General features: G+C 70.4%; 16 protein-coding genes and 1 tRNA gene. 6 read left to right on the forward strand and 11 right to left on the reverse strand.

The features are described from left to right. The first annotated feature begins 6 nt into the window (after nucleotides 1–6). Entirely contained in the window at nucleotides 7–699 is a 693-nt protein-coding gene (locus BLT39_RS06110; protein WP_091061751.1) for a TetR/AcrR family transcriptional regulator, read from the forward strand. A 3-nt stretch (nucleotides 700–702) separates the two neighbouring features. On the opposite strand, the gene BLT39_RS06115 is transcribed toward BLT39_RS06110, so the two are convergent. The 5 genes from BLT39_RS06115 to BLT39_RS06135 are packed head-to-tail and all read right to left on the reverse strand — an operon-like array spanning nucleotide 703 to nucleotide 5373. After that, on the reverse strand, nucleotides 703–2403 hold the full coding sequence (locus BLT39_RS06115; protein WP_091060501.1) for a (2,3-dihydroxybenzoyl)adenylate synthase: 1701 nt from the start codon (nucleotides 2401–2403) through the stop codon (nucleotides 703–705). Nucleotides 2404–2437: 34 nt separating this feature from the next. Further along, nucleotides 2438–3682 carry an alpha/beta hydrolase gene (locus BLT39_RS06120; RefSeq protein WP_091060504.1) on the reverse strand — a complete coding sequence of 415 codons (1245 nt, stop codon included), beginning with the start codon at nucleotides 3680–3682 and terminating at the stop codon, nucleotides 2438–2440. Then, nucleotides 3679–3924, reverse strand: coding sequence for a hypothetical protein (locus BLT39_RS06125; RefSeq protein ID WP_091060508.1), 246 nt, complete (start codon nucleotides 3922–3924; stop codon nucleotides 3679–3681). The genes BLT39_RS06120 and BLT39_RS06125 overlap by 4 nt, the downstream gene beginning before the upstream one ends. After that, nucleotides 3921–4589, reverse strand: a complete 669-nt coding sequence (locus tag BLT39_RS06130) for a VOC family protein (RefSeq protein ID WP_091060512.1) — start codon at nucleotides 4587–4589, stop codon at nucleotides 3921–3923. The genes BLT39_RS06125 and BLT39_RS06130 overlap by 4 nt, the downstream gene beginning before the upstream one ends. A 28-nt stretch (nucleotides 4590–4617) precedes the next feature. Then, nucleotides 4618–5373 (reverse strand): maleate cis-trans isomerase family protein, encoded by a 756-nt coding sequence (locus BLT39_RS06135; protein WP_091060514.1) that lies wholly within the window; start codon nucleotides 5371–5373, stop codon nucleotides 4618–4620. Nucleotides 5374–5521: 148 nt separating this feature from the next. Between BLT39_RS06135 and BLT39_RS06140 the strand changes: the two genes are divergently transcribed. Continuing rightward, nucleotides 5522–7117 (forward strand): FAD-dependent monooxygenase, encoded by a 1596-nt coding sequence (locus tag BLT39_RS06140; protein WP_091060517.1) that lies wholly within the window; start codon nucleotides 5522–5524, stop codon nucleotides 7115–7117. Between the two features lie 33 nt (nucleotides 7118–7150). On the opposite strand, the gene BLT39_RS22300 is transcribed toward BLT39_RS06140, so the two are convergent. The 3 genes from BLT39_RS22300 to BLT39_RS06150 form a co-directional block, all read right to left on the reverse strand. Continuing rightward, a complete protein-coding gene (locus tag BLT39_RS22300) occupies nucleotides 7151–7318 on the reverse strand; it encodes a hypothetical protein (protein ID WP_165640173.1) in 168 nt (55 codons plus the stop codon). 91 nt (nucleotides 7319–7409) lie between these two features. After that, on the reverse strand, nucleotides 7410–8570 hold the full coding sequence (locus BLT39_RS06145; RefSeq protein ID WP_091060520.1) for a site-specific integrase: 1161 nt from the start codon (nucleotides 8568–8570) through the stop codon (nucleotides 7410–7412). 12 nt (nucleotides 8571–8582) lie between these two features. Continuing rightward, on the reverse strand, nucleotides 8583–8804 hold the full coding sequence (locus tag BLT39_RS06150) for an excisionase family DNA-binding protein (protein ID WP_091060523.1): 222 nt from the start codon (nucleotides 8802–8804) through the stop codon (nucleotides 8583–8585). Between the two features lie 1238 nt (nucleotides 8805–10042). On the opposite strand from BLT39_RS06150, the gene BLT39_RS06155 reads away from it, so the two are divergent. From BLT39_RS06155 to BLT39_RS06165, 3 genes are read left to right on the forward strand one after another with little or no spacing between them, the layout of a single operon-like run. Continuing rightward, nucleotides 10043–10834 carry an ABC-three component system protein gene (locus tag BLT39_RS06155; protein ID WP_131801416.1) on the forward strand — a complete coding sequence of 264 codons (792 nt, stop codon included), beginning with the start codon at nucleotides 10043–10045 and terminating at the stop codon, nucleotides 10832–10834. Beyond that, nucleotides 10827–11057: an ABC-three component system middle component 6 gene (locus BLT39_RS06160; RefSeq protein WP_091060529.1), complete on the forward strand. Its 231-nt coding sequence runs from the start codon at nucleotides 10827–10829 to the stop codon at nucleotides 11055–11057. The genes BLT39_RS06155 and BLT39_RS06160 overlap by 8 nt, the downstream gene beginning before the upstream one ends. Continuing rightward, nucleotides 11057–12781, forward strand: a complete 1725-nt coding sequence (locus BLT39_RS06165) for a DUF2326 domain-containing protein (protein ID WP_091060534.1) — start codon at nucleotides 11057–11059, stop codon at nucleotides 12779–12781. Before BLT39_RS06160 ends, BLT39_RS06165 begins: the two co-directional genes overlap by 1 nt. 4 nt (nucleotides 12782–12785) lie before the next feature. Here BLT39_RS06165 and BLT39_RS22025 read toward each other — a convergent pair whose 3' ends face one another. Together BLT39_RS22025 and BLT39_RS06170 are read right to left on the reverse strand one after the other, a co-directional pair. Beyond that, nucleotides 12786–14801, reverse strand: coding sequence for a hypothetical protein (locus BLT39_RS22025; RefSeq protein ID WP_131801417.1), 2016 nt, complete (start codon nucleotides 14799–14801; stop codon nucleotides 12786–12788). Nucleotides 14802–16105: 1304 nt separating this feature from the next. After that, nucleotides 16106–16179 (reverse strand) — tRNA-Gly (locus tag BLT39_RS06170). 73 nt (nucleotides 16180–16252) lie between these two features. Between BLT39_RS06170 and BLT39_RS06175 the strand changes: the two genes are divergently transcribed. Further along, entirely contained in the window at nucleotides 16253–16876 is a 624-nt protein-coding gene (locus tag BLT39_RS06175; protein ID WP_091060537.1) for a methyltransferase domain-containing protein, read from the forward strand. Here the strand turns inward: BLT39_RS06175 and BLT39_RS06180 are convergent. After that, the gene (locus tag BLT39_RS06180) at nucleotides 16873–19509 is read right to left on the reverse strand and encodes a S8 family serine peptidase (RefSeq protein WP_165640174.1); all 2637 of its coding nucleotides are present in this window, start codon (nucleotides 19507–19509) and stop codon (nucleotides 16873–16875) included. The two genes, BLT39_RS06175 and BLT39_RS06180, sit on opposite strands and share 4 nt — an antisense overlap. Between the last annotated feature and the right edge of the window lie 114 nt (nucleotides 19510–19623).

Here is a 19623-nt window from a genome sequence, read left to right on the forward strand (position 1 = left end):
GCCCCGATGACCACGAGCTCGACCCCCAGGCCCAGCGCACGCCGGGACCTGGTCGAGGCGCAGATCCTCGAGCACGCGACCCGGCTGTTCGCCGAGCGCGGGTTCGCCGCCACCAGCCTGCAGGACATCGCCGAGGCCGCCGGCCTGACCCGGCCCGCGCTCTACCACTACGTCCGCAGCAAGGACGACCTGCTCTCCCGGCTGGTCGAGGAGCTCACCGAGGGCCCGGCCGACGAGCTGGGCCGCATCAACGCCGACACCTCGGTCCCGCCCGTGCAGCGGCTGCGCGACATGGCCTTCGCCGTGGCGCGCAACCAGACCCGGAACCCCGAACGCTTCCGGCTGCTCATCCGGTCCGAGGCCGAGCTCCCGGCGGAGCTGGCCGACGTCTACCGCCGCGGCCGGCGGCGGGTGCTGCGCGAGTTCACCGCGGTGATCGAGGAGGGGGTGCAGGCCGGGCAGCTGCGCCCCACCGATGCCCGCGTCGCGGCCCTGGGCATCATCGGCATGTGCAACTGGGTCGCCTGGTGGCACCGCCCCGGCCAGGGGGACGACGCCGTCGCCGGCCAGCTGGCCGACATGGCGGCCGCGTCGCTGGCCGAGGCCGACGACCGGCAGGTCACGGGCACGGGGCCGCAGCGGGCCCTGGCGCTGCTCCGGCAGGACCTGGACTACCTGGAGCGCGAGCTGGACCGCTGAGCGCTACTCGGCCCGCAGCCGGGCGGTGATGTCCTCCCGCAGCCGTTTCTTGTCCAGCTTCCCGACCAGGGTCTTCGGCAGCTCGGTCACCCACTCCAGCCGCTCCGGCCACTTGAACTTGGCGACGCCGAGACCGTCCAGGTGCCGGCGCACGTCCTCCAGGTCGACCGGGTCCCCGGTGGCCACCAGGTAGGCGCACGCGCGCTCGCCCAGCCGCGGGTCGGGCATGGCGACGACGGCGGCCGCGGCGACGGCCGGGTGCTGCAGCAGCAGGAGCTCGACCTCCTCGGCGTTGACCTTCTCCCCGCCGCGGTTGATGACGTCCTTGATGCGGCCCTCGATGCTCACCGCCTGGACCCCGTCGACGTCGGTGACCGAGGCCAGGTCGCCGGTCCGGTAGAAGCCGTCGCCGGTGAAGGCCCGGCTGTTGTGCTCGGGCGCGGAGAAGTAGCCGCGGATCGTGTACGGCCCCCGGGTGGCCAGCTCGCCGACCTCGCCGGCCGGGACCTGCTCCTCGCTGGTGGGCTGCAGGATGCGGACCTCGTCCAGTGGCGACAGGGGTGTGCCGACGGTGTGGTTGCGGACCCGGCGGGAGGTCCCCGGGGACGTCGTGAGGAACATGCCCTCGCCCATGCCGAACAGCTGGCCGGTCCACAGCCCGGCGCGCTCGAAGGTCTCGAACAGGGCCGTGGGCACCTTCGTGCCGCTGAGCACGACGGTGCGCAGCGCGGCCGAGGCGTCCGGGAAGGCCGGGTGGTCGACCGCGCCGAAGTGGCCGTGGCCGAACAGGACGTCGGTCGCGCCGGCCGCGGCCATCAGCGGCAGGGCCTGGTCCAGGTCGGCGGTGGTGAGGACCAGGCAGGCGCCCACGCTGTGCGGGGCGTGCAGGCCGCACACGACGCCGGCGTTGTGGATGATCGGGATCAGGTGCGCCACCCGGCTGGAGGTGTCCCAGCCCCACTCGGCCGCGTAGGCCTGCGCGTTGTACCAGTACTCGGCGTGCAGCCGGGGGATCACCTTGGGCACGCCGGTGGTGCCGCCGGAGAGCTGGAAGACAGCGACGTCGTCGGGGTCGATGCCGGCCTGGACCTGCTCGACCCAGGCCCGGGCGGTGGCCGGGTCGACGCCGGCGCCGAGCGTCTCGACCGCCACCGCACCGTCGCCGGGTGACGGGGCGCCGATGGTCAGCAGGAGGCGGAGGGTGGGGTGGCCGGCGGCCTGCTCCCGGCCGAAGGCGACCAGGTCGAACGAGCCGGTGCCCGCCTCGACGAGGTGGGCCACGGCGCCCACCTGCCGGGTGATCTGGGAGATTTCGTGCCCGCGGTGGAAGGCCAGCGAGCACACCGGCACGGCGCCGGCCTTGAGCACGGCGTACCAGGCGAGCACCGTCTCGGCGCGGTTGGTCACCTGGAACACGACCGGGTCGCCGGGCCGCAGCCCCAGCTGACCGAGGCCGTGGGCGATGCGGTCGGTCGCCTCGTCGAGGGCCGCGAAGGTCAGCGTGCCCGTCGCGGTGATGAGCGCCGGCCGGTCGGGGTGCGCGTCGGCCACGGCCCGGAACTCCTGCGCCAGGGTGGCGGTGCCCCACAGCCCGGCCGCGCGGTAGCGGGCGACGTCCTCGTCCGGGAAGGGGACGACGCCGGCGCGGTGGCGGGCCGTCCCGCCGTCGGCGGGGGCGTCGGCGAGGGGCGGGGCGTCGAGCACGGCAGGTCCTCCGCTGGGGGTGGGTGGGGGTGGGTCAGCCCGGCTGGCCGGCGGGGAAGCGCTCGGCCAGCCAGCCACCGATCTCGGCCGCGGCGAGGCTGGCGCCGGTGGGTTCACCCCTGCCGATGGGGCCCCCGAAGTGGGTCCCGCGCACCCGCCGGGTGGTCAGGTCGGCCGCCACCAGCCGCTCGGTCATGGCCGCGACGTCGGAGGGGAAGCAGGCCTGGTCGCCGGACAGCTCGACCAGCAGCGTGGGGACGGTGACCGACGGCGCGCAGCGCAGGAAGTCCGCGCGCGACGTGGTCACCGACCAGGTCGACATCCAGGCGTCGGCGGTGCTGAGGCGGCCGAAGCCCGCCAGGCCGTAGTCGGTGAGGTCGGGGCGGCGGCCGAACAGGGAGCCGTAGGGCCGCTCGTTGGGGTCCAGCGACAGGTCCACCGTGCGCAGGTCGGCGTCGGTGCGGTAGACGGTCAGCACGCGGGGGACCAGCGACGCGCGGCGGTCGCGGGGGTCGCCGCCGTCGGCAGCCCGGGCGCGGGCGGCGGCCGACTCCTGCACGAGGGCCGCGGCGCGCTCGTCGATCCTGGCCACCCGGGCCAGCTGGGCTGCCCGGTACCGCCGGACGAAGTCGGGGTCGTAGGAGGCGCTGGTGCCGGGTTCGGCGAACCCGTTGGCCGGGGACCACGGGTCCAGGTCGGGGTCCACCGAGAGCGGGTCGGACTCGTCGGTGACCGAGGGGTCGATGAGCCGGGACAGCAGCACGCCCTGGCCGGGGTGCGGGGCCATGAACACGGCCGCGTCGGGCAGCGGCATGGCCCCGGTCAGGTCGACCGGGCGCCCGGCGGGGGTCGTGGACACCCGCTCGCCCGGGTCGAGGCCGGCCTGCTCGTGGTAGTAGGCGAACAGGGTGCCGCCGCCGGAGTGGCCGAGGGTGACCACGTGCTCGAAGCCCTGCTCGCGCAGGTGCACCTGGCCGGCGGCGACGTCGAGCAGGGTCTGCTCGTGCACGAGGGCCAGGTCGTTGTTGACCGAGCGGGACCCCTGGGTCCACACCGCGTACCCGCGCTCGAGCAGCTCGGGGACCAGGACGTGGTGGGACACGTCCTGGCGCGGGTGCATGATGCAGACGACGGTCCGCGCGCCGGGGACGGTGCGCAGCAGCCCGGTGACGCGGGCGCCGTCGGCGGTGGTCAGCTCGTGCGCCGTCGTGGTGGTGGCGGCCGGTTCGGCCGCCACCTCGATCCACCGGCCCGCCCCGAGGCGGGCGGGGGCGGTCATGCCGGTTCCACCCGCAGGGCGTCCTTGTCGTGCTGGGTGATCCGGGACCGGCCGAGGCCGGCGACGCTGGAGTACCAGACGGCGTGCCGGCACCCGGTCGCCCGGCGGTCGATGACGATCGGGCCCTCCGCCGTGATCTCGAAGTAGGGCCCGATGCGGGTCACCGTGACGGCGGGGTCGCGGCCGGCCACCTCGGCGACCCCGGCGTTCTCGGGGACGTCGAGGACGTACAGCGCGGTCACGCCCCGCCGCTCCCGGCCGGGGCGGGGACCGCCTGCTGGCCGGCCTGCTGCTCGGCCTCCCAGTCGGCCGCCCGCTCGACGATCAGCTCGGCCTTGCGGGCCAGCAGGGCGCCCAGGCTGGGGTCCGGGCCGTCCACGACGTCCAGCAGCGCGTCGATGGTCAGGGCGGCGTCCAGGTCCTCCTGCGGGGTGACCGGCCGCAGCGCGCGGGTGATCTCGATCATGTAGCCGTTGGGGTCGTGGGTGTAGATCGACTCGATGGTCTCGTGCTGGATCTGCATCTCCACGGGCCACTCGCTGAGGTCCAGCCGCCGGCGGTACTCCAGCAGGTCCTCCTCGCTGTCCACGTGGATGGCGAGGTGCCGGGAGCGGATGAAGTAGACCGGCACGTCCGCGGCGAAGCGCGAGTAGCTGTCGCCCTGCGGCCCGCCCTCGAACGGCTCGAGCCCGAAGTAGTAGAAGAAGGCCAGCCGGTCGTCGTTGCCGATGTCGAAGAAGAAGTGGATGAAGTCCGGGTGCTTCTCCGGGCCCCAGCCGGCCGCGCAGATGGAGTGCACGACGGGGAAGCCGAGGACGTCGCGGTAGAACCGGACGGTGCCCTTGGGGTCGAAGGTGGGGTAGGCGACGTGGTCCACGCCGCGGACCTGGTGCTGCAGCTCGGTCACGGGTTCCTCCTGGGGGTGGGCGGCGCGGTCAGGCCGCGGGGACGGTGGCGTCGGCGCGCAGCAGGCTGCCGGCGCCGGGGAGGTCCACCGGCAGGTCCAGGGCGCGCAGCAGGCTGTAGGCGCCGGCGGTCGCCGCGGACAGCACGGGCAGGCCGAACTCGGCCTCGGCCGCGTCGATGAGGGACAGCGAGGGCATCTGCACGCAGCAGGACAGCACCAGGGCGTCGACGCCGTCCAGCGACATCGACCGGGCCGCCTCCATGACCCGGTCGCCGGGGATGCAGCCCACCTCGGCGTTGTCGGCCACCTCGAGCGCCCGGAAGTCGGCGACCTGGAAGCCCTCGGCCTCGAGGTACTCCACGACCTGCTCGGCCAGCGGCCGCATGTAGGGGGTCACCAGGGCCACCCGCTGGGCGCCGAGGGCGCGCAGCCCCTCGACCAGGGCGCCGGCGCTGGACCGGATGAGGCTCTCGGAGCCCCCGGTCGCCAGCTGCTCGGCGACGGCACCCTCGACGCGCTGGTGCTCCCCGGGCCCGCCGGCCATCAGCGCCACCAGGCAGGCGTAGAGGATGACGTCGGGTGCGGCGTCGCCGAGCTCGAGCACGCAGCGCTCGCGCTGGGCGTTCATCGCGCGCAGCTGAGCCGGGGACACCGCCGTCATGCGCATCCGGCTGGAGTGGAAGGAGAACTCCTCCGCCGGGTGCCGCCGGAGGAGGGCGGGCATCTCCGTCTCCACGGTCACGTTCGAGCTGGGCACGATGAGCCCGATGCGGTGGGCAGCCACGACCTGCGTCCTCCTCGGTTGACGACAACGACGAATATTCGACGCATGCGCTGATCTGTCAAGGGGCGACCGGCCCGTTGACACCTCTGTCACTTGCGTCGAAGATTCGACTCAGGTGTCGAACAGTGTCACGAGGAGGGGGCGGTCCATGCAGCTGCGCAGGGTCTCGGTCGTCGGCGGCGGCCCCGGCGGGCTGTACGCGGCGCGGCTGCTCAAGATGGCCCAGCCCGGCTGCGAGGTCGTCGTCCACGAGCAGGGCACCCCGGACACCACGTTCGGCTTCGGCGTCGGTCTCGCCGCCGGGACCCAGCGCAACCTGCTGGCCGCCGACCCCGACAGCCTGCGCGACATCGTGGCGGCCGGCTACCGGCACGACATGCAGATGCGCGTGCGCGGGCAGGTCAGCTCCGTGCGCAACGACGCGCTCATCGGGGTGGCCCGCACCCAGCTGCTGCTCGTCCTGCAGGACCACGCCCGGCGGGCCGGGGTGCAGCTGCGCTTCGGGGAGCGGGTGTCCGGCGACGAGCTCGACGCCGACCTCGTCGTCGCCGCCGACGGCGTCAGCAGCCCCACCCGCGACCGGCACGCCGAGGCCTTCGGCGCCCGGGTGACCACCGGGGAGGGCCTCTACCTCTGGGCCGGCACGGACTTCGCCCTGCCGCACGCGCTGTTCGAGCCCGTCGAGACCGCGGCCGGCACCTTCGTCACGCACGCCTACCCCTACCGGCACGACCGCAGCACGTTCCTCGTCGAGACCGACGCGGCCACCCTCGACCGGGCCGGCCTCACCCCGCCCGAGGACCTGCCGTGGGACGCCGACGACGAGGCCAGCCTGCGTCACCTGGAGGGCGTGTTCGCCGACGCCCTCCAGGGGCACCGGCTGATCGGCAACCGCACCCGGTGGATGCGCTTCCGCACCGTGCACGCCGACCCGTGGCACGCCGGGCGCACCGTGCTGCTCGGGGACGCCGCGCACACCGCGCACTACTCCATCGGCTCGGGGACCAAGCTGGCGATGGAGGACGCCATCGAGCTGGTTGCCGCCCTCGGGCGCGCCGCCGCGCTGCCCGAGGCGCTGGAGGCCTACGAGCGGGTGCGTCGTCCCGCCGTCGCCCGCCTGCAGCAGGTCGCCCGGCGCAGCCAGCTGTGGTGGGAGAGCTTCCCGGACCGGCTCGACGTCCCGGTGGACCGGCTGATGGTGGCCTACATGTCGCGGGCCGGGAACGTCCCGCTGGCCCGCTTCGCCGCCACCAGCCCCGACGTCGTGCACGAGGCCCTGGCGGGCTACGCCGGGGCCGCTGCTACTGACGTCCCGGCGGACCCCGGCCAGGTCGTCGACTGGGTGCTGGACCGCCCGCTGGACACGGCGGGCCTCCGGCTCCCCACCCGGCGCCTGGACCCCGACCGGTCGCCGCCGGTGGTCGACGCGGACGTCGCCGGGTCCGGTGACATCGCCGGTCTCGACTGCCCGCCCGGTGACGCCTGGTCCGCCGCCGGCGACGAGGTCGTGCGCCGGGCCCGGACCGCCGCGGCGGCCTCGCCGGCGGGGCTGCTGCTGCGGGGCCCGGGCGACCGCGCCGCGGTGCTGGACCGGCTGGACGTCGCCGAGCGGGTGCGCTGCGCGACGGGCCTGCCGACGCTGGCGTCGCTGCCCGCGGACCTGGCGGACGACGCCGCGGCCGCCCTGGTCAGCGCGCGGCTGGACGCCGTCGTGCTCGCCGACGGGCCGGCCGCGACCACCTGAGGCCGCGGCCGGCGGGACGGGCGCACGGGTGGGTCAGGTGCCCGCGCCGTACTGGGCCATGACCTCGGCGGCGGTCAGCGGGTGGTCGAAGACGGCGGCGTGGGCCATCGACCCGATGAAGGAGGGGTCGGCGGGGGCGGCGGGCGTGCCGTTGAGGTTGTCGCACCCGGGGGTTCTGCCCGCCGCGGAATGACCTGGCACTGGCAGCTTGGGAAGGACCAGTGCGGCGCGCAAAAGCGCATCTCAAGGGGCCTGTTTTCACTTGTCACCCCGGTCGTGACCTAGAAATGACCTAACGCCTTGGTCCAGGTCGGTGCGTGGGGCGGGGTCGACGCGACATCGGGGGCGGCGGCTGCGGAGGCCGGATGCGCACCTCGAGCGCCCGGGCGATCTCCGCGTCGCGTTCGTCGTTGGCGTGCTGGTAGATCAGTGCGGCGTCCGGGCTGGCGTGGCCGAGCCGGCGCATCAGCTCCTTGGTGCTCGCCCCGGCCGCCGCGGCGAGCGTGGCGCCGGTGTGCCGCAGCTCGTGCAGCCGGACCGGCCCGAGCCCGACGGCATCGGCCGCCCGGCGAAAGGTCTTGCCGAAGTTGGCGACGCTGAGGAACCCGCCGCTGCGGGTGCCGAAGACCAGGGCGTCGGGTGTGTTGGGCACGTACTTGTCCATGTGCCGGAGCAGTGCGATGCGGACGCTGGTGGGCAGGGCGACTGTGCGGTGGCCGGCCTCGGTCTTGGGTTCGCCGACCACCCAGCGCCCGTCGTAGTACCGGACGGCCCGCTCGATCCGCAGCCGCTCCCCGCCGTCCAGGACGTCGGACCGGCGCAGCGCGGCTGCCTCGCCGAACCGGAGCCCGGCGAAGGTGAGGACCTGGACCAGCGCGCTGTACCGCTCGGTGCGGGTCGACTGGGCGAGGTGGTCGGCGACGGCGGTGGCCTCGGCGGCGGTCAGGGCCCGGGAGGGGCGGGCCGCCTTCGGGGTGGACGCCCCGCGCAGCTTGCACGGGTTGGCCGGGATGGCGTCGTCGACGACGGCGACACCCAGGACGGCGCGCAGTAGGCGGTAGCTCTGCGCGAGCACGGCCGGCCCGGTCGTCGCGGCCGCGGAGGCGTGCCAGCTCCGAACCATCGCCGGGGTGACGTCGCCGACCTCGACGCCGGTCCAGCGATCGGCGAGGTGCAGCCGCCACAGGTTGGCGTAGAGCACCCGTGTCGAGTCGCGGAGGTCCTGACGCTTCAGGTAGTCCGCGGCGAACTCGTCGACCGTGCGGCGGGCGCCCTCGGGTGCCCGCCACATCCGGCGGACGGCGTCGGTCTGCTGCGTGGCGAGCCACACGCGGGCGTCGGCCTTGGTGGGGAAGGTGGCCGACCGGCGCTTGCCGTCAGGCCCAGTGCAGCGGGCCCGCCACTTGCCCGACGCCATCTTGTCGATGGCGCCGAAGGAGGCGCGGGACGCCATCGCGGCCGGCCGTCAGACCGCGGTGGAGGACGGGCCCACCGAGCGCACGGTCCCGGCGTCGAGGTAAGCGTCGAGGTCGGACTGCCAGAAACGCAGGGAACGTCCGGCCTTCGTGTGGGTGAGCCGGCGCTCGGCGACCAGCCGGTACACCAGGCGCCGGCCGCACCGCAGGTAGGCGGCGGCACTGTCGATGTCGTGGAGGCGGTCAGTGGTCCGGTTGTTCGAGGTGGGCATCGTGTCTCCCCGGCAGGCGGACCCGTGCAGAGCGGTCACGGGGGACGGTGGCCCGTCCGGTGGCAACAGGTGGGATCAGAAGCGATGACCTGTCACCAGTTGGACTGCCGGGATGCGCGGGAGATGTGGGGTGACACGGAGCTGCCGCCGTCACCCCAGGCGCCTCGTCGGCGCAGTGCCTGGCGGAGCTTGCTGACCTCGACACCGATGCCGACCACATGCCGGTCGTAGACCAGACCGCTGTCCAGCTGCCGCGTGAGCTCGCGGAGGATCGCGCGCCACTCCTGGTTCCGCGGCGTGGGCGGGGCCGACGACGGCGGGGCCGGGACTTCGACGACGCGTTCGACGACCTCGATGGCGCTGAGCCCCGATGCGGCTGCTCGTCGTTGCTCCCAGGCCCGTTGCCGACAGGATGCCGAGCACCACTTGGGCACCGGGCCACGCGGCTTGGGCTGGAGCGGGCCGAGGCACCACCCGCACTCCGTGGCGGCCGCGCGGCGGTGCTCTGCCGAGGGGTGCTCCGCGCCGGTCGAGCTCGCGGTAGTCGCTGCGCCCGTGGGCGGGTGCCCAGTCTTCTCGACCCGACGCTGTCGCTCCTTCTGGCGGCGACGTTCTTGCTGACGGCGGGCATAGGGACTCGACACGTCACCAGCAGGCGCGCGCCGGGACTTGAAGGTGTCACGACGAGTGGCTGGCACCCCGAATGCATGAGGTGTGTCCGCTCTTCCGCTTGGCTGCTTGAGAAGATGTGCAGCGCGATGCCTGAGTTGACTCGTTCGTTGGCCGGTGGCGGCGCCGAGGACCGTGTGGCCGGGGGGCGGACCTCGATGCGGCGGCACCTGGGGCCTGCGGCCTTCAGCAATCCAGCGCGGCCGGAGGCTGCCCGGAAGTCGGGCGGCGTACGTTCGCTTCAACTCACGCCCACGGGCTGCAGCAAGAGGGCTGCGGCTCACCTAGATCAATCGTGAGCCCAAGGGACCTGAGCTGTGTTCAATTGATTCTCGATCAGCGACGGACTTCCCGTCCAGAGCTGACCGGCCTCCTCAACCTGTGGAGTCGTAGACCCGTGGTGCTACGCGGGCGTCGCTGAACCGCCCAATGGCGCGCAAGGCGGGTTTGCACCGAGCTACTGACGAGCCCGCGGACATCGACTCTGCTCGTCCGCGGCAACCGAGCTACTTCCTCGCCCTGCGTGGCACCACGGGTGGGGGCGCAACAGGTCCACTAAGGTATCCAAGGTGGCTCCGTCCTCCGTGCGTGACCGAGTTCCGCCGGCGCAGGAGAAGGTTGTCATCTCACGTAGCGGCAACAAGTGCGCATACCCGGACTGTGGCGTTGTCCTGACGATCAGCCCGAAAAATTCGGGGGATCGGCCGAAGGCGACGGGCAAGGTTGCTCATATTGCCGCCGCGAGCCCCGGTGGGCCGCGCTACGACGAATCTATGACGGCGCAGGAGCGTGGGTCCGCCGACAATCTGATCTATCTCTGCGGCCCACACCATGACGCGATCGATTCGCAGCTCGAGCACCACACGCGCGAGTTACTTCTTACTGCGAAGCGCAGACATGAGCAAGCCGTCGACCGGGCGGTCCGCAGCGCACTAGGAACCGTCAGCTACGTGGAATTAGAAGTGGTCTGCACGGTGATTTCAAACGCCCCTCCGCCGCCTCAAAAGATGGGTATCGAGCGGGCGCTGCCTTTGCAGGACAAAATCCAGCTGAACGGACTCGGATTGACATCGGTGCAGCGCATAACCGACGGCCTGTCCCAAGCGGCCCGAGTTGCGCAGTTCATCGAATTCCAGCATTCCACGATTCAGCCGGGGTTCGGGCGCCGCCTCGTTGCACGGTTCAAGAGTGACTATTTCGCAGCACTGGCCGAAGGCCTAGAACCCGACGGCGTCTTCGACTACCTGGTCCAAACGGCGATCGATAACGCCGGTCCTCGCGACACCCCAGAAATTCATGCTGCTGCACTATCGGTGGTCGCCTACCTGTTCGAGATTTGCGAGATATTCGAACGTGAGTGAGATTTTCCCGGACAAGTTCACCCCTCCCGAACGCACCATCGTCGGGGAGGCTGCGGCCTTGCTGTCGCTACTTGACCATCGCAGCCTCAGCGTCGGTCAACTTTATGTGGAGCACCGACAGATTGCGTCCTTATCGACCTACGATTCGTTCGCTGCGGCGCTTACGCTGCTATATGGCGCTGGAGTACTGGACTATGAAGAAAAGATCGTGGGGCGCAGCTAGTGTTTATCCGACTAAGCGCCAACCGAGACGAATTCCAGCCGGTCGACTTCAAGCCGGGCTTCAACGCAATTATTGCGGACCGCGCCCAGGGCTCGACTGACCAGGACAGCCGCAACGCGCGCGGGAAGTCCACCATGCTCATGCTAATCAACTATGTCCTCGCCGGAAATCTTCACCCCAGCCTGCGGCCGCTGGCTGACGACGGCTGGGAAGTCACCCTCACTCTCGAGATGTTCGGCGGAACGGTGGCTGCCACACGTGGGCTGGCCGCCGGGCGAAAGTTGACCCTGCTGGCGGACGGGACAGCTCGTGATGTCATCTCCCCCTATCTGACTGAGGGGAAAATCGCTCTACACGACTGGAAGGACCTGCTCGGACTCGCACTGTTTCGGCTAGAACCCGACGCTCAAGAGGTAGCCGGCGGCATCTCGGTGCGAACCCTGCTGTCCTACGTCATCCGATCCGAGACGCCTAAGGACCCACTAAAAGTCATCGCGCAGCAGGGTGCAACGAGCAGCCGCCAGCACGTCGCATTCCTGCTCGGACTGGACTGGCAGGTCGTCCGCGAGCTTGCGGCGGTCAAGAAGGGGCTAGACCAGATCAAGGCCATCGCTGCCGCGACGCAGGAGGGCCTGGTGGCTACCCTGCGGCCAGAAGAAGAGCTAGTCATGGAACGCGCCGCTGTCAGCAATGAGGTGGAGCACTGGCAGCAGCGCGTCGCCGGGTTCCGGGTGCTGGAGGATCCCAACTCGCTAGTGGCGCGAGCCGATGAAATAACTGCGCAGATCTCGCGCCTACGAGATCAAGCCTTGGTGGACCGCAGAATGCGCGAGCTTTACGTTGGATCCCTCGTCGACACGGAAAGTTCCGCAGCCAGCGCGCTGCCAATCGAGGCAATCTTTGACGCGGCTGGAGCAGTACTGGCCGATGGTTTCAAGCGACAAATCGGCGACGTCCGGGCCTTCCATGCGACTCTCATTGCAAACCGGCGGTTATTCATTCGCACCGAGATTGACACTCTCGATCGACGCATTGCTGAGCGGTCCGTCGAACTCACGCGCCTGGACTCTCAGCGCGATAGCACCCTGCGGACCCTGGATGCTGGCGGAGCGCTCGATGAGCTGAACGCGATGCGGGAAGAGCTTAGTGAAGCTCAGGGGCGACTCGCTGCCCTTGATTTGCAGATCGAACAGGCCCGTGAACTGCTTGCACGTCGCGAGGAACTCAAGCTTGAGCAGTCGACGCGCCGCAACGATGCGACGCGCGAACTCGCCGGATCGCGGACCAAGTTGGACCGAATTAGCGCTCGTTTTAGTAACAAAATGAGCCGCCTCTACGGAAAGGACGCTGCCCTCACTGTGTCCGTAGACGACGGCGGCTATAGATTTTCCATCCGGGCCACCGGTGCGGGAAGCACTGGAGTGGACCGAATGGTCCTATTCTGCTTTGACCTCACAATGCTTGAAGAGGGAACGGTGACCGAACACCACCCAGATTTTCTTGTCCACGACTCTTCCGTTTTTGACGGCGTAGACCCAAGGCAGCGGGCAGGGGCCTTGCGATTCGCGCAGGAGATGGTGGAGGTGTCGGGGGGGCAGTATATTTGCACCATCAACAGCAATGATATTCCTGATGAAGTCTTGCAGGAGGACTGGTTCAAGGACGGAATTATTCGCACGATCTTGGACACTGAGACTGGCGGCCTTGTCGGCCGGGACTTCTAGGACTTCAAATCCACGACTCGTTCTTCCAAACAGAGGACCGGGGGCTGGTCAACTCGGCGATGTCCAGACGCGCCACTCGGGTCGGACTATTCAAGCCTGTGATAACAACATCGAATCTTGCTGCAAGATCAGTTACTGCATCCAATGCTGAGTACGTAGCATCAGGTGTTGCTGGATGTGTTGCGAGATGCCTGAACCAGTTTCCGAGAACTTCGAGAGTCGTGTCCACAACACCCATAGCGGCCACTGACAGCATGGCTTCATCGCCCTCAAGAGACTGAACGCCCGCATGCAATGCGAGATTCCTCGATGCGTACATCCAGTCCAGCGTGTACCAATAGCGCTCCTTCAGGGTCGAGAGTCGATCGGCAAGAACTCTCGGATTCTGGGCATAGGCCTTGCAAGTGCTTACGTCGTAGGACTCGAGTCCTTGCATCAGATTGCATAGATCTTCCACACCCGAGCGAGCCATGATTAGCCCCCCCGAGTCGCCGGGCTCGGCTGCAGATAGGATCTGGATCCATGAGCTAACGCCCTCAAGCGTTGCGTTCGTGGGATCAATTCTTGCATAGTCGTCGAGTGATCTGCGGCCATAACTGAGAGTGAAACCTTCCTCGCGCTGCACGGCATTAGCGTCGATCGCTTCAGACGTGAGCCTGGACAAGACTTGACGCAAGCGGCGGGCCCCTTCTGCCTCGCGTGGAGGACGCCCATCGCTCGATTGCTGAAAAGTCTCGAGCTTGCGGGCTGCTCGCGTGGAGGCCGTCGCATTGATCGCAAGATGCGTCTTAACGGATTGTCTAAGCGCCTGATGCGCGTCGATGAATTGCTGTCGAACGGCTTGAAGTGCGAGTAGTCGGGCCAGGGGTTCAGCATGAGTCTCGCTGCTTAGTCCAAGGGTTTCCAACGCGACCCAGCCCAGCGCACCCCGCGTCATCGGGGCATCAGTAGACCTCGCGAGGTGAGCCATCCGTAGCGCGGGACGCAACTGGGTCGGCCACGAGGGCGTGAGGGGGGAGGCTCTTGTAATACTGCGGCCCCGGTCACCTACTTCCTGCGTACTGCGACCATCAAGAGTGCTCGCCAGCGACGTAGGTAGAAGGCGAAAGTCTCCCAAGCGATGCCCGGCCATGTACTGATCAAGTAGCTCCGAGACTTCGCGGCGCATCTTCCGCGCTGCTGTTACGCGGTCGTGTGCTGTGACCTTGGTCGTTAGCAGTACTGCCTGTCGACGTTCTGGCCTGAAAGTTGCCACGAAACTGCGAAGGCGCTCGCTTGCTAGTCCCCACCCTGACGGCGACTCGCGTATCAGGTCAAACTGTTCGTAGCCCGGAGCAATCGCGGATAGGTCACCCAGGTAACGCAAGCCTTCAACGAGGCAAGCTGTTCGGAACTCCTGCGGCTTGGAAAATAAAGACTGCCAGATTTGGGTGCTTGTTGGTGTTCCGCTTACTGTCATCCTCGCGAGCGTCCCGGAGGCCTCCCTGTAGTCGCGGCCGGAGATTGCAATCAGCGACGCTGTCTCGGCGGCGGCGCGATCGATGAGCTCGGGACGATCGCTGCGGGGGGTGGCGATCCATGCGCTATGGAATAGATCCTCGATGGAAGCTGGCAGCTTACTATTCTCGGCGGCGAGTTGTTGCAACAGCGACGCCGCGGCTTGCTCGTTGGCTGAGCTGGTGATGGAAATTGGGATCGCATGGCAAATGATTGCGATCTGGTGTACAGCGGTGTCACTCGGTCGCAATTGAAGAAATTGCGCAGTGGCCCTGAGGGCGCCCGCTGCTAGCTGTCTCACAAGCCTGCCGCGTGGTTGGCCGGAACCAGCATGGGAAGCCAGGGCACTCTGCAGTCGAGATGCTGCCGACATGACTGATCCTGACAAGGAAGCATGCTGCATCGTGTATGCGTCCGCCGCTATGCCTCGCAGGACCAGTTGCACCAACTGTCGTTGATGCCCTTGGAGGCCTGAGGCGCGAAGCCACGTCATCGTTGCCTGGTCGAAGGCCGCGTAGGTCACGCTGCTATTAGAAGGTGGTGCAGGCCGAAAGTACGGGAGCGCAGTGTGCTGACTGGGCTTCGGAAATGTCGAGGCCTGGTTGGGGCCGCCTATAGGCGGTCGCCGAGGCTGAGTTGACGTTGCGCCGCGGGCGCACGCATGACGGCTGTCGACGCGCCGTACTGGGAGGACACATCTCCCGGTCGCCGGCCCGCCAGAGTGAAGAGGTCTGGCGTCGGTCCTTCTCGAGCAGGGGCGTAGCTCTGGCTTCGGACGGACCGTCGGTATCGGCCACTGCCACTTGAGGGCAGCTTGCGATGTTCTGGGCGAGGACCAGCGTCATGAGCATCGAAACCAGGACTGTCACCGTCGTGAAGGCGTGCAGTCCGGTTGGCCAAAGTTGTGAGCCAGGGCCGGTGCGGTGCCGTTTAGACCGGTGACGTCCTTCGCCCGAGGCGCAGGGCTGCGCGAACGGCATGCAATGCGATGGTCGGTGCTGCCTCGAGGCACTGCAGCTCGGCGGCCATCCATCGGGGCCCGTTGGTGTCGGCGCCGGCCAGCCGTGGGGCGTCGGCGAAGGTGAGCTTGCGGTGACAGTGCGCCTGTAACGCGGTTGGGGGCGAGTCGGGGCCGGCGCGGCGCGCAACTGGCTCCTACTGCAGGTTCCACAAGCTCGGCCGGCCGCAGGGTCCAGCGGTGCGCGGGGCGGTGCAACCGGGCAACTATCGACGGTGTCCGCGACCGACGCTTGGTTGTTCGGCCCGGTCGGACCTGTGGCCCCCAGCCGGCCTCGCGGGCATGACGGCGGCCGTCGTCGGCGGTTGCCTAGATCAGGACCCGGCCATCGATAAGGGCCACCCGGTCCGTGTGCCCCTCGGCGCCCCACCAGACGTAGCGGGACCAGTCTCGAGCAGGACCAGGACCGCGTGGCCGTCGTGGGGCACATGCCCGTCCCAGGTAGGGGTGGTCTCGGTCATGGCGGACATCCTCCGCGCCAGAAGCGTCACCCCTCTGCCGCACCAAGAGTGGGCCGGTCCGAGGACGGGTCATTTCTTGATCGACGCCCGCCTATCCAGTGTCGCGATCACCCGCGTCGGGGTGACGTAGACGGTGTGGCTGGGGGCCGCAGACGGCGTCCTGGAGCCTGTCGGCGTGACCTAGTCATGACCTAAGTGGGGGTGAAGTTAGCCTGGTACGCCTCGTCCTTGAGCACCTCGGTGGCACCGCGGATCTCGCGGTCACAGAGGGGGGTTTTAGGTCATGACTAACCATGATCAGCAACCCGGAATGATCTTCGAATCGTGCCGCTGAGCTGCGGTTTTGTGTGGAGCGGGTGACGAGAATCGAACTCGCACTGTCAGCTTGGGAAGCTGATGTTCTACCATTGAACTACACCCGCGAGGTGTGCCCGAACACTACCGCAGCGCTCACCACGCCTGGCGGGGCCCCCTGCACCACCGCAGGATCAGCGGGTGACGAGCGACCTCTACGACGGTTTCCCGCCCGGCTTCTTCGCCCGCGACGACGACCGTCCCGACGACGTCTTCTACGCCCCGGAGCGGCTGGTCACCCACATCGACGACCGCGCCATCGCCGCCGTCGGCGCCCTGTACACCGAGCTCGGCATCACCGGCCGGGCGCTGGACCTGATGTCGTCGTGGGTCTCGCACTTCGAGCACCCGCCCGCCGAGCTCGGCGTCCTCGGCATGAACGCCGCCGAGCTGCGCGCCAACCCGGCCGCCACCGAGCGCATCGTGCACGACCTCAATGCCGACCCGCGCATCCCGCTCCCCGACGCCGACGTCGACGCCGTGGTCTGCTGCGTCTCCGTCGACTACCTGACCCGGCCGATCGAGGTGCTGGCCGAGGCCGCGCGGGTGCTGCGCCCCGGCGGCGTCCTTGCGATCACCTTCTCCAACCGCTGCTTCCCGACCAAGGCCGTCCACGGCTGGCTGGCCACCTCCGACGAGCAGCACGGCCCGCTGGTCGCCGAGCTGGTCCGCCGGGCCGGCGGGTTCGACGAGCCGCGCGTCGAGCTGCGCACCCCGCCCGGCCCCGGCGACCCGCTGCGGGCGGTCACCGCCCGCCGCGTCTAGACCTGGGTGCCCGTGCAGGACGACGAGCAGTCCATCGACCACAGCGACGCCGGCAGGCCGCTGAAGAACGCGGTCTGCACCAGTCGCTGACCGCCCGGCCCCCGCACCACGACCGGGCCGGACGACGTCGGGGCAGCGGTGGGCACCGGCCTCGTCGTCGGGCTCGCGGTCGAGCTCGGCGCCGAGGTCGGGCCGGTGGACCCGCTCGACGAGGTGTAGGTCAGCGCGGCCGGCAGCGCCGAGCGCAGCCCGCCCGCCGTGGACAGCAGCAGGTCGTAGGTGCCGGGCACCCGGGCCGGGGCGGTGAAGACCACCTGGGTGGCCGACCAGGAGACGACCGTCGCCGTCCCCGACGTGCCGACCAGGACACGGGGCTGCTCGGCGAAGGTGCCGACGACGGTCACCGCGGCGCCACCGGCGGCGTCCACCCGGTTCGGCCGCACCGAGGTCACCCGGAAGTCACCGACCCCGGGATACACCGTCGACCCGCCCGGCGGAACCGTCGGGACCGGCGACGCGCCGGTGGGGGAGGCGGTGGTGCGCGGCGCCGTGGTCGTCGGCGTCGTGCCGGTGGGCACCGGCCGGCTGGTGGGCGCGGCGGTCGTCGGCCCGGCACCGGTGGTCGGGGCGGCGCCCGTGGGCCCGGCACCGGTCGGGCCGGCCGTGGGTGCGGTGGACGGCCCCGAGCTGGTGGGCGTCGCGGTCGTCGGGCCGGCAGTGGTGGGGGCCGACGACGTGGGGGCGGACGACGTCGGCGCCGCACGGGTCGGGCCGGACCCGGTCGGCCGGGACGACGTCGGCGCCGTCCTGGTCGGCCCGGTAGCCGTCGGGGCCGCGGAGGTGGGCGCCGCCGAGGTGGGCGCGCCGCCCGAGGTCGGGGCTGCGCCGGTCGACGGGGCGGACGTCGGGCCCGCGCCGGTCGTGGGCGCGGTGGTCGGGGCCGGTGCGGTGGCCACGGTCAGCGGCGCGGCGGACACCCGGCCCAGTGGGGCGCCGTCCTGCAGCAGCTGGACGGTGAGCACGTAGCGGCCCTCGGTGAGGGCCGTCGTCGGCGCGAGCACCAGCGTCCCCGAGCCCGGCCCGCGGGCGCCGAGGGGGACGGCGACGGTGCCGGTGTCGTCGGTGGTCCGCGTGCTGCCCCCGACCACGAGGTCCTGGCCCGACAGCGCGTACACCTGCCCGCCGACGCGCATGCCCAGCCCGAGGACGGCGGTGTAGTCGCCCGCGGGCAGGTTCGTGCTGCTGGTCAGCGAGGGGCTCAGCGCGCCCGGGGCGCCGGTCATGCCGGTGAAGGTCCAGCCGACCTGCTGGCTGCCCAGCGCGGCGAGGCCGTCGAGGCTCAGCCGGCCGCCGGACACCGACCGGCCGGCGAAGGCGGGCACCGGGTCGGTGTCGGCCAGCAGGGCCTGCTTGACCTCCGCGGCGGTGGCCGTGGGCATGAGGCTGCGGTACATCGCGACCGCAGCGGCGGTCTCCGGGGCGGAGAACGAGGTGCCGCTCACCAGCCGGTACCCGCCGTCGGGCCAGGGGGCGAAGACCAGCGTGCCCGGCGCCATCAGGTCGACCGAGGTCGCGCCCCAGGCGGAGAAGGAGGACAGGGTGTCCGCGGCCGTCGAGCTGCCCACCGAGATGATCGCGGGGTCGGGCAGCGAGGCCGGGTAGGTCGGTGCGGCGTCGCGGTCGACGGCGTCGTTGCCGGCCGAGGCGACGACCAGCACGCCCTTCGACCCGGCGTAGGCGACCGCCGCCTGCAGGGCCGGCACCAGCGTGGGGCCGCCCCAGGAGGCGTTGATGACCGTGGCGCCGTGGTCGGCGGCGTACCGGATGGCCTGGGCGCCGAGGTTGACGTCGACGGTCTTCCCGCTGCCGATCACCAACGGCATGATCGAGACGCCGGGGGCCACGCCGGCCGAGCCCGCGCCGTTGCCCGCCCGCGCGGCGATCACGCCGCTGACGGACGTGCCGTGCGAGCCGCTGTCGGTCGCGTCCACGATGGGTGCGTTGCGGGTGAAGTCCCACCCGTTGCAGTCCCCGGCCAGGCCGTTGCCGTCGGTGTCCACCGATCCGCACGGCTCCGCGGGGTTGCTCCACAGCGCGCCGGCCATGTCGGGGTGGTCGAGGTCGTAGCCGGAGTCGAGCACCGCGACGACCTCGCCGGTGCCGGTGCTGGACGCCCAGCCGGCGGTGGCGTCGAGGTCGGCGTCCCGGATGCCGCTCTGGCCGGAGAAGTTGCTCCCGGTGTTCTCCAGGTTCCACCCGTAGGAGGACCAGTACGGGTCGGTGGGGTCGGCGGACAGCTCGGCCGACACCGAGGGGTCCACCGACACCACACCCGGGATCGAGGACAGCGCCGACGGGTCGGCGGACCGGGTGGCCACCAGGACGGTGCCGTCGAACAGCGGCTGCGCGTTGACCACGCCGGGTGCGGCCGACGCGGCGACCACCAGCGCGGCGGGGTCGGCGGTGCCCAGCACCCAGCGGCTCAGCCCGTCGCCGGGCCCCCAGTCGTCGGCGACCGCGACGTCGGGCAGGCGGAGGGTGTCGGCCACCGCGGCGGCGGCGAACCCGACCACCACGGTCGCGGCCATGCCCACCGCGACGAGCCGGCGGTCGGCGGTCCAGCTGGTGCCCACGCAGTCCTCCCACGGCGTGCCCGGTGCACGCCTCGGGCACGTCATCGACCACCCGGGCGCCGTCCCGGAGCGGATCCACCCGTCCGGATGAGAGACCTCTCATCGGCGTCTCAC

Origin of the sequence: Klenkia brasiliensis (assembly GCF_900100695.1) — a bacterium.
Classification (GTDB): Bacteria; Actinomycetota; Actinomycetes; order Mycobacteriales; family Geodermatophilaceae; genus Klenkia; species Klenkia brasiliensis.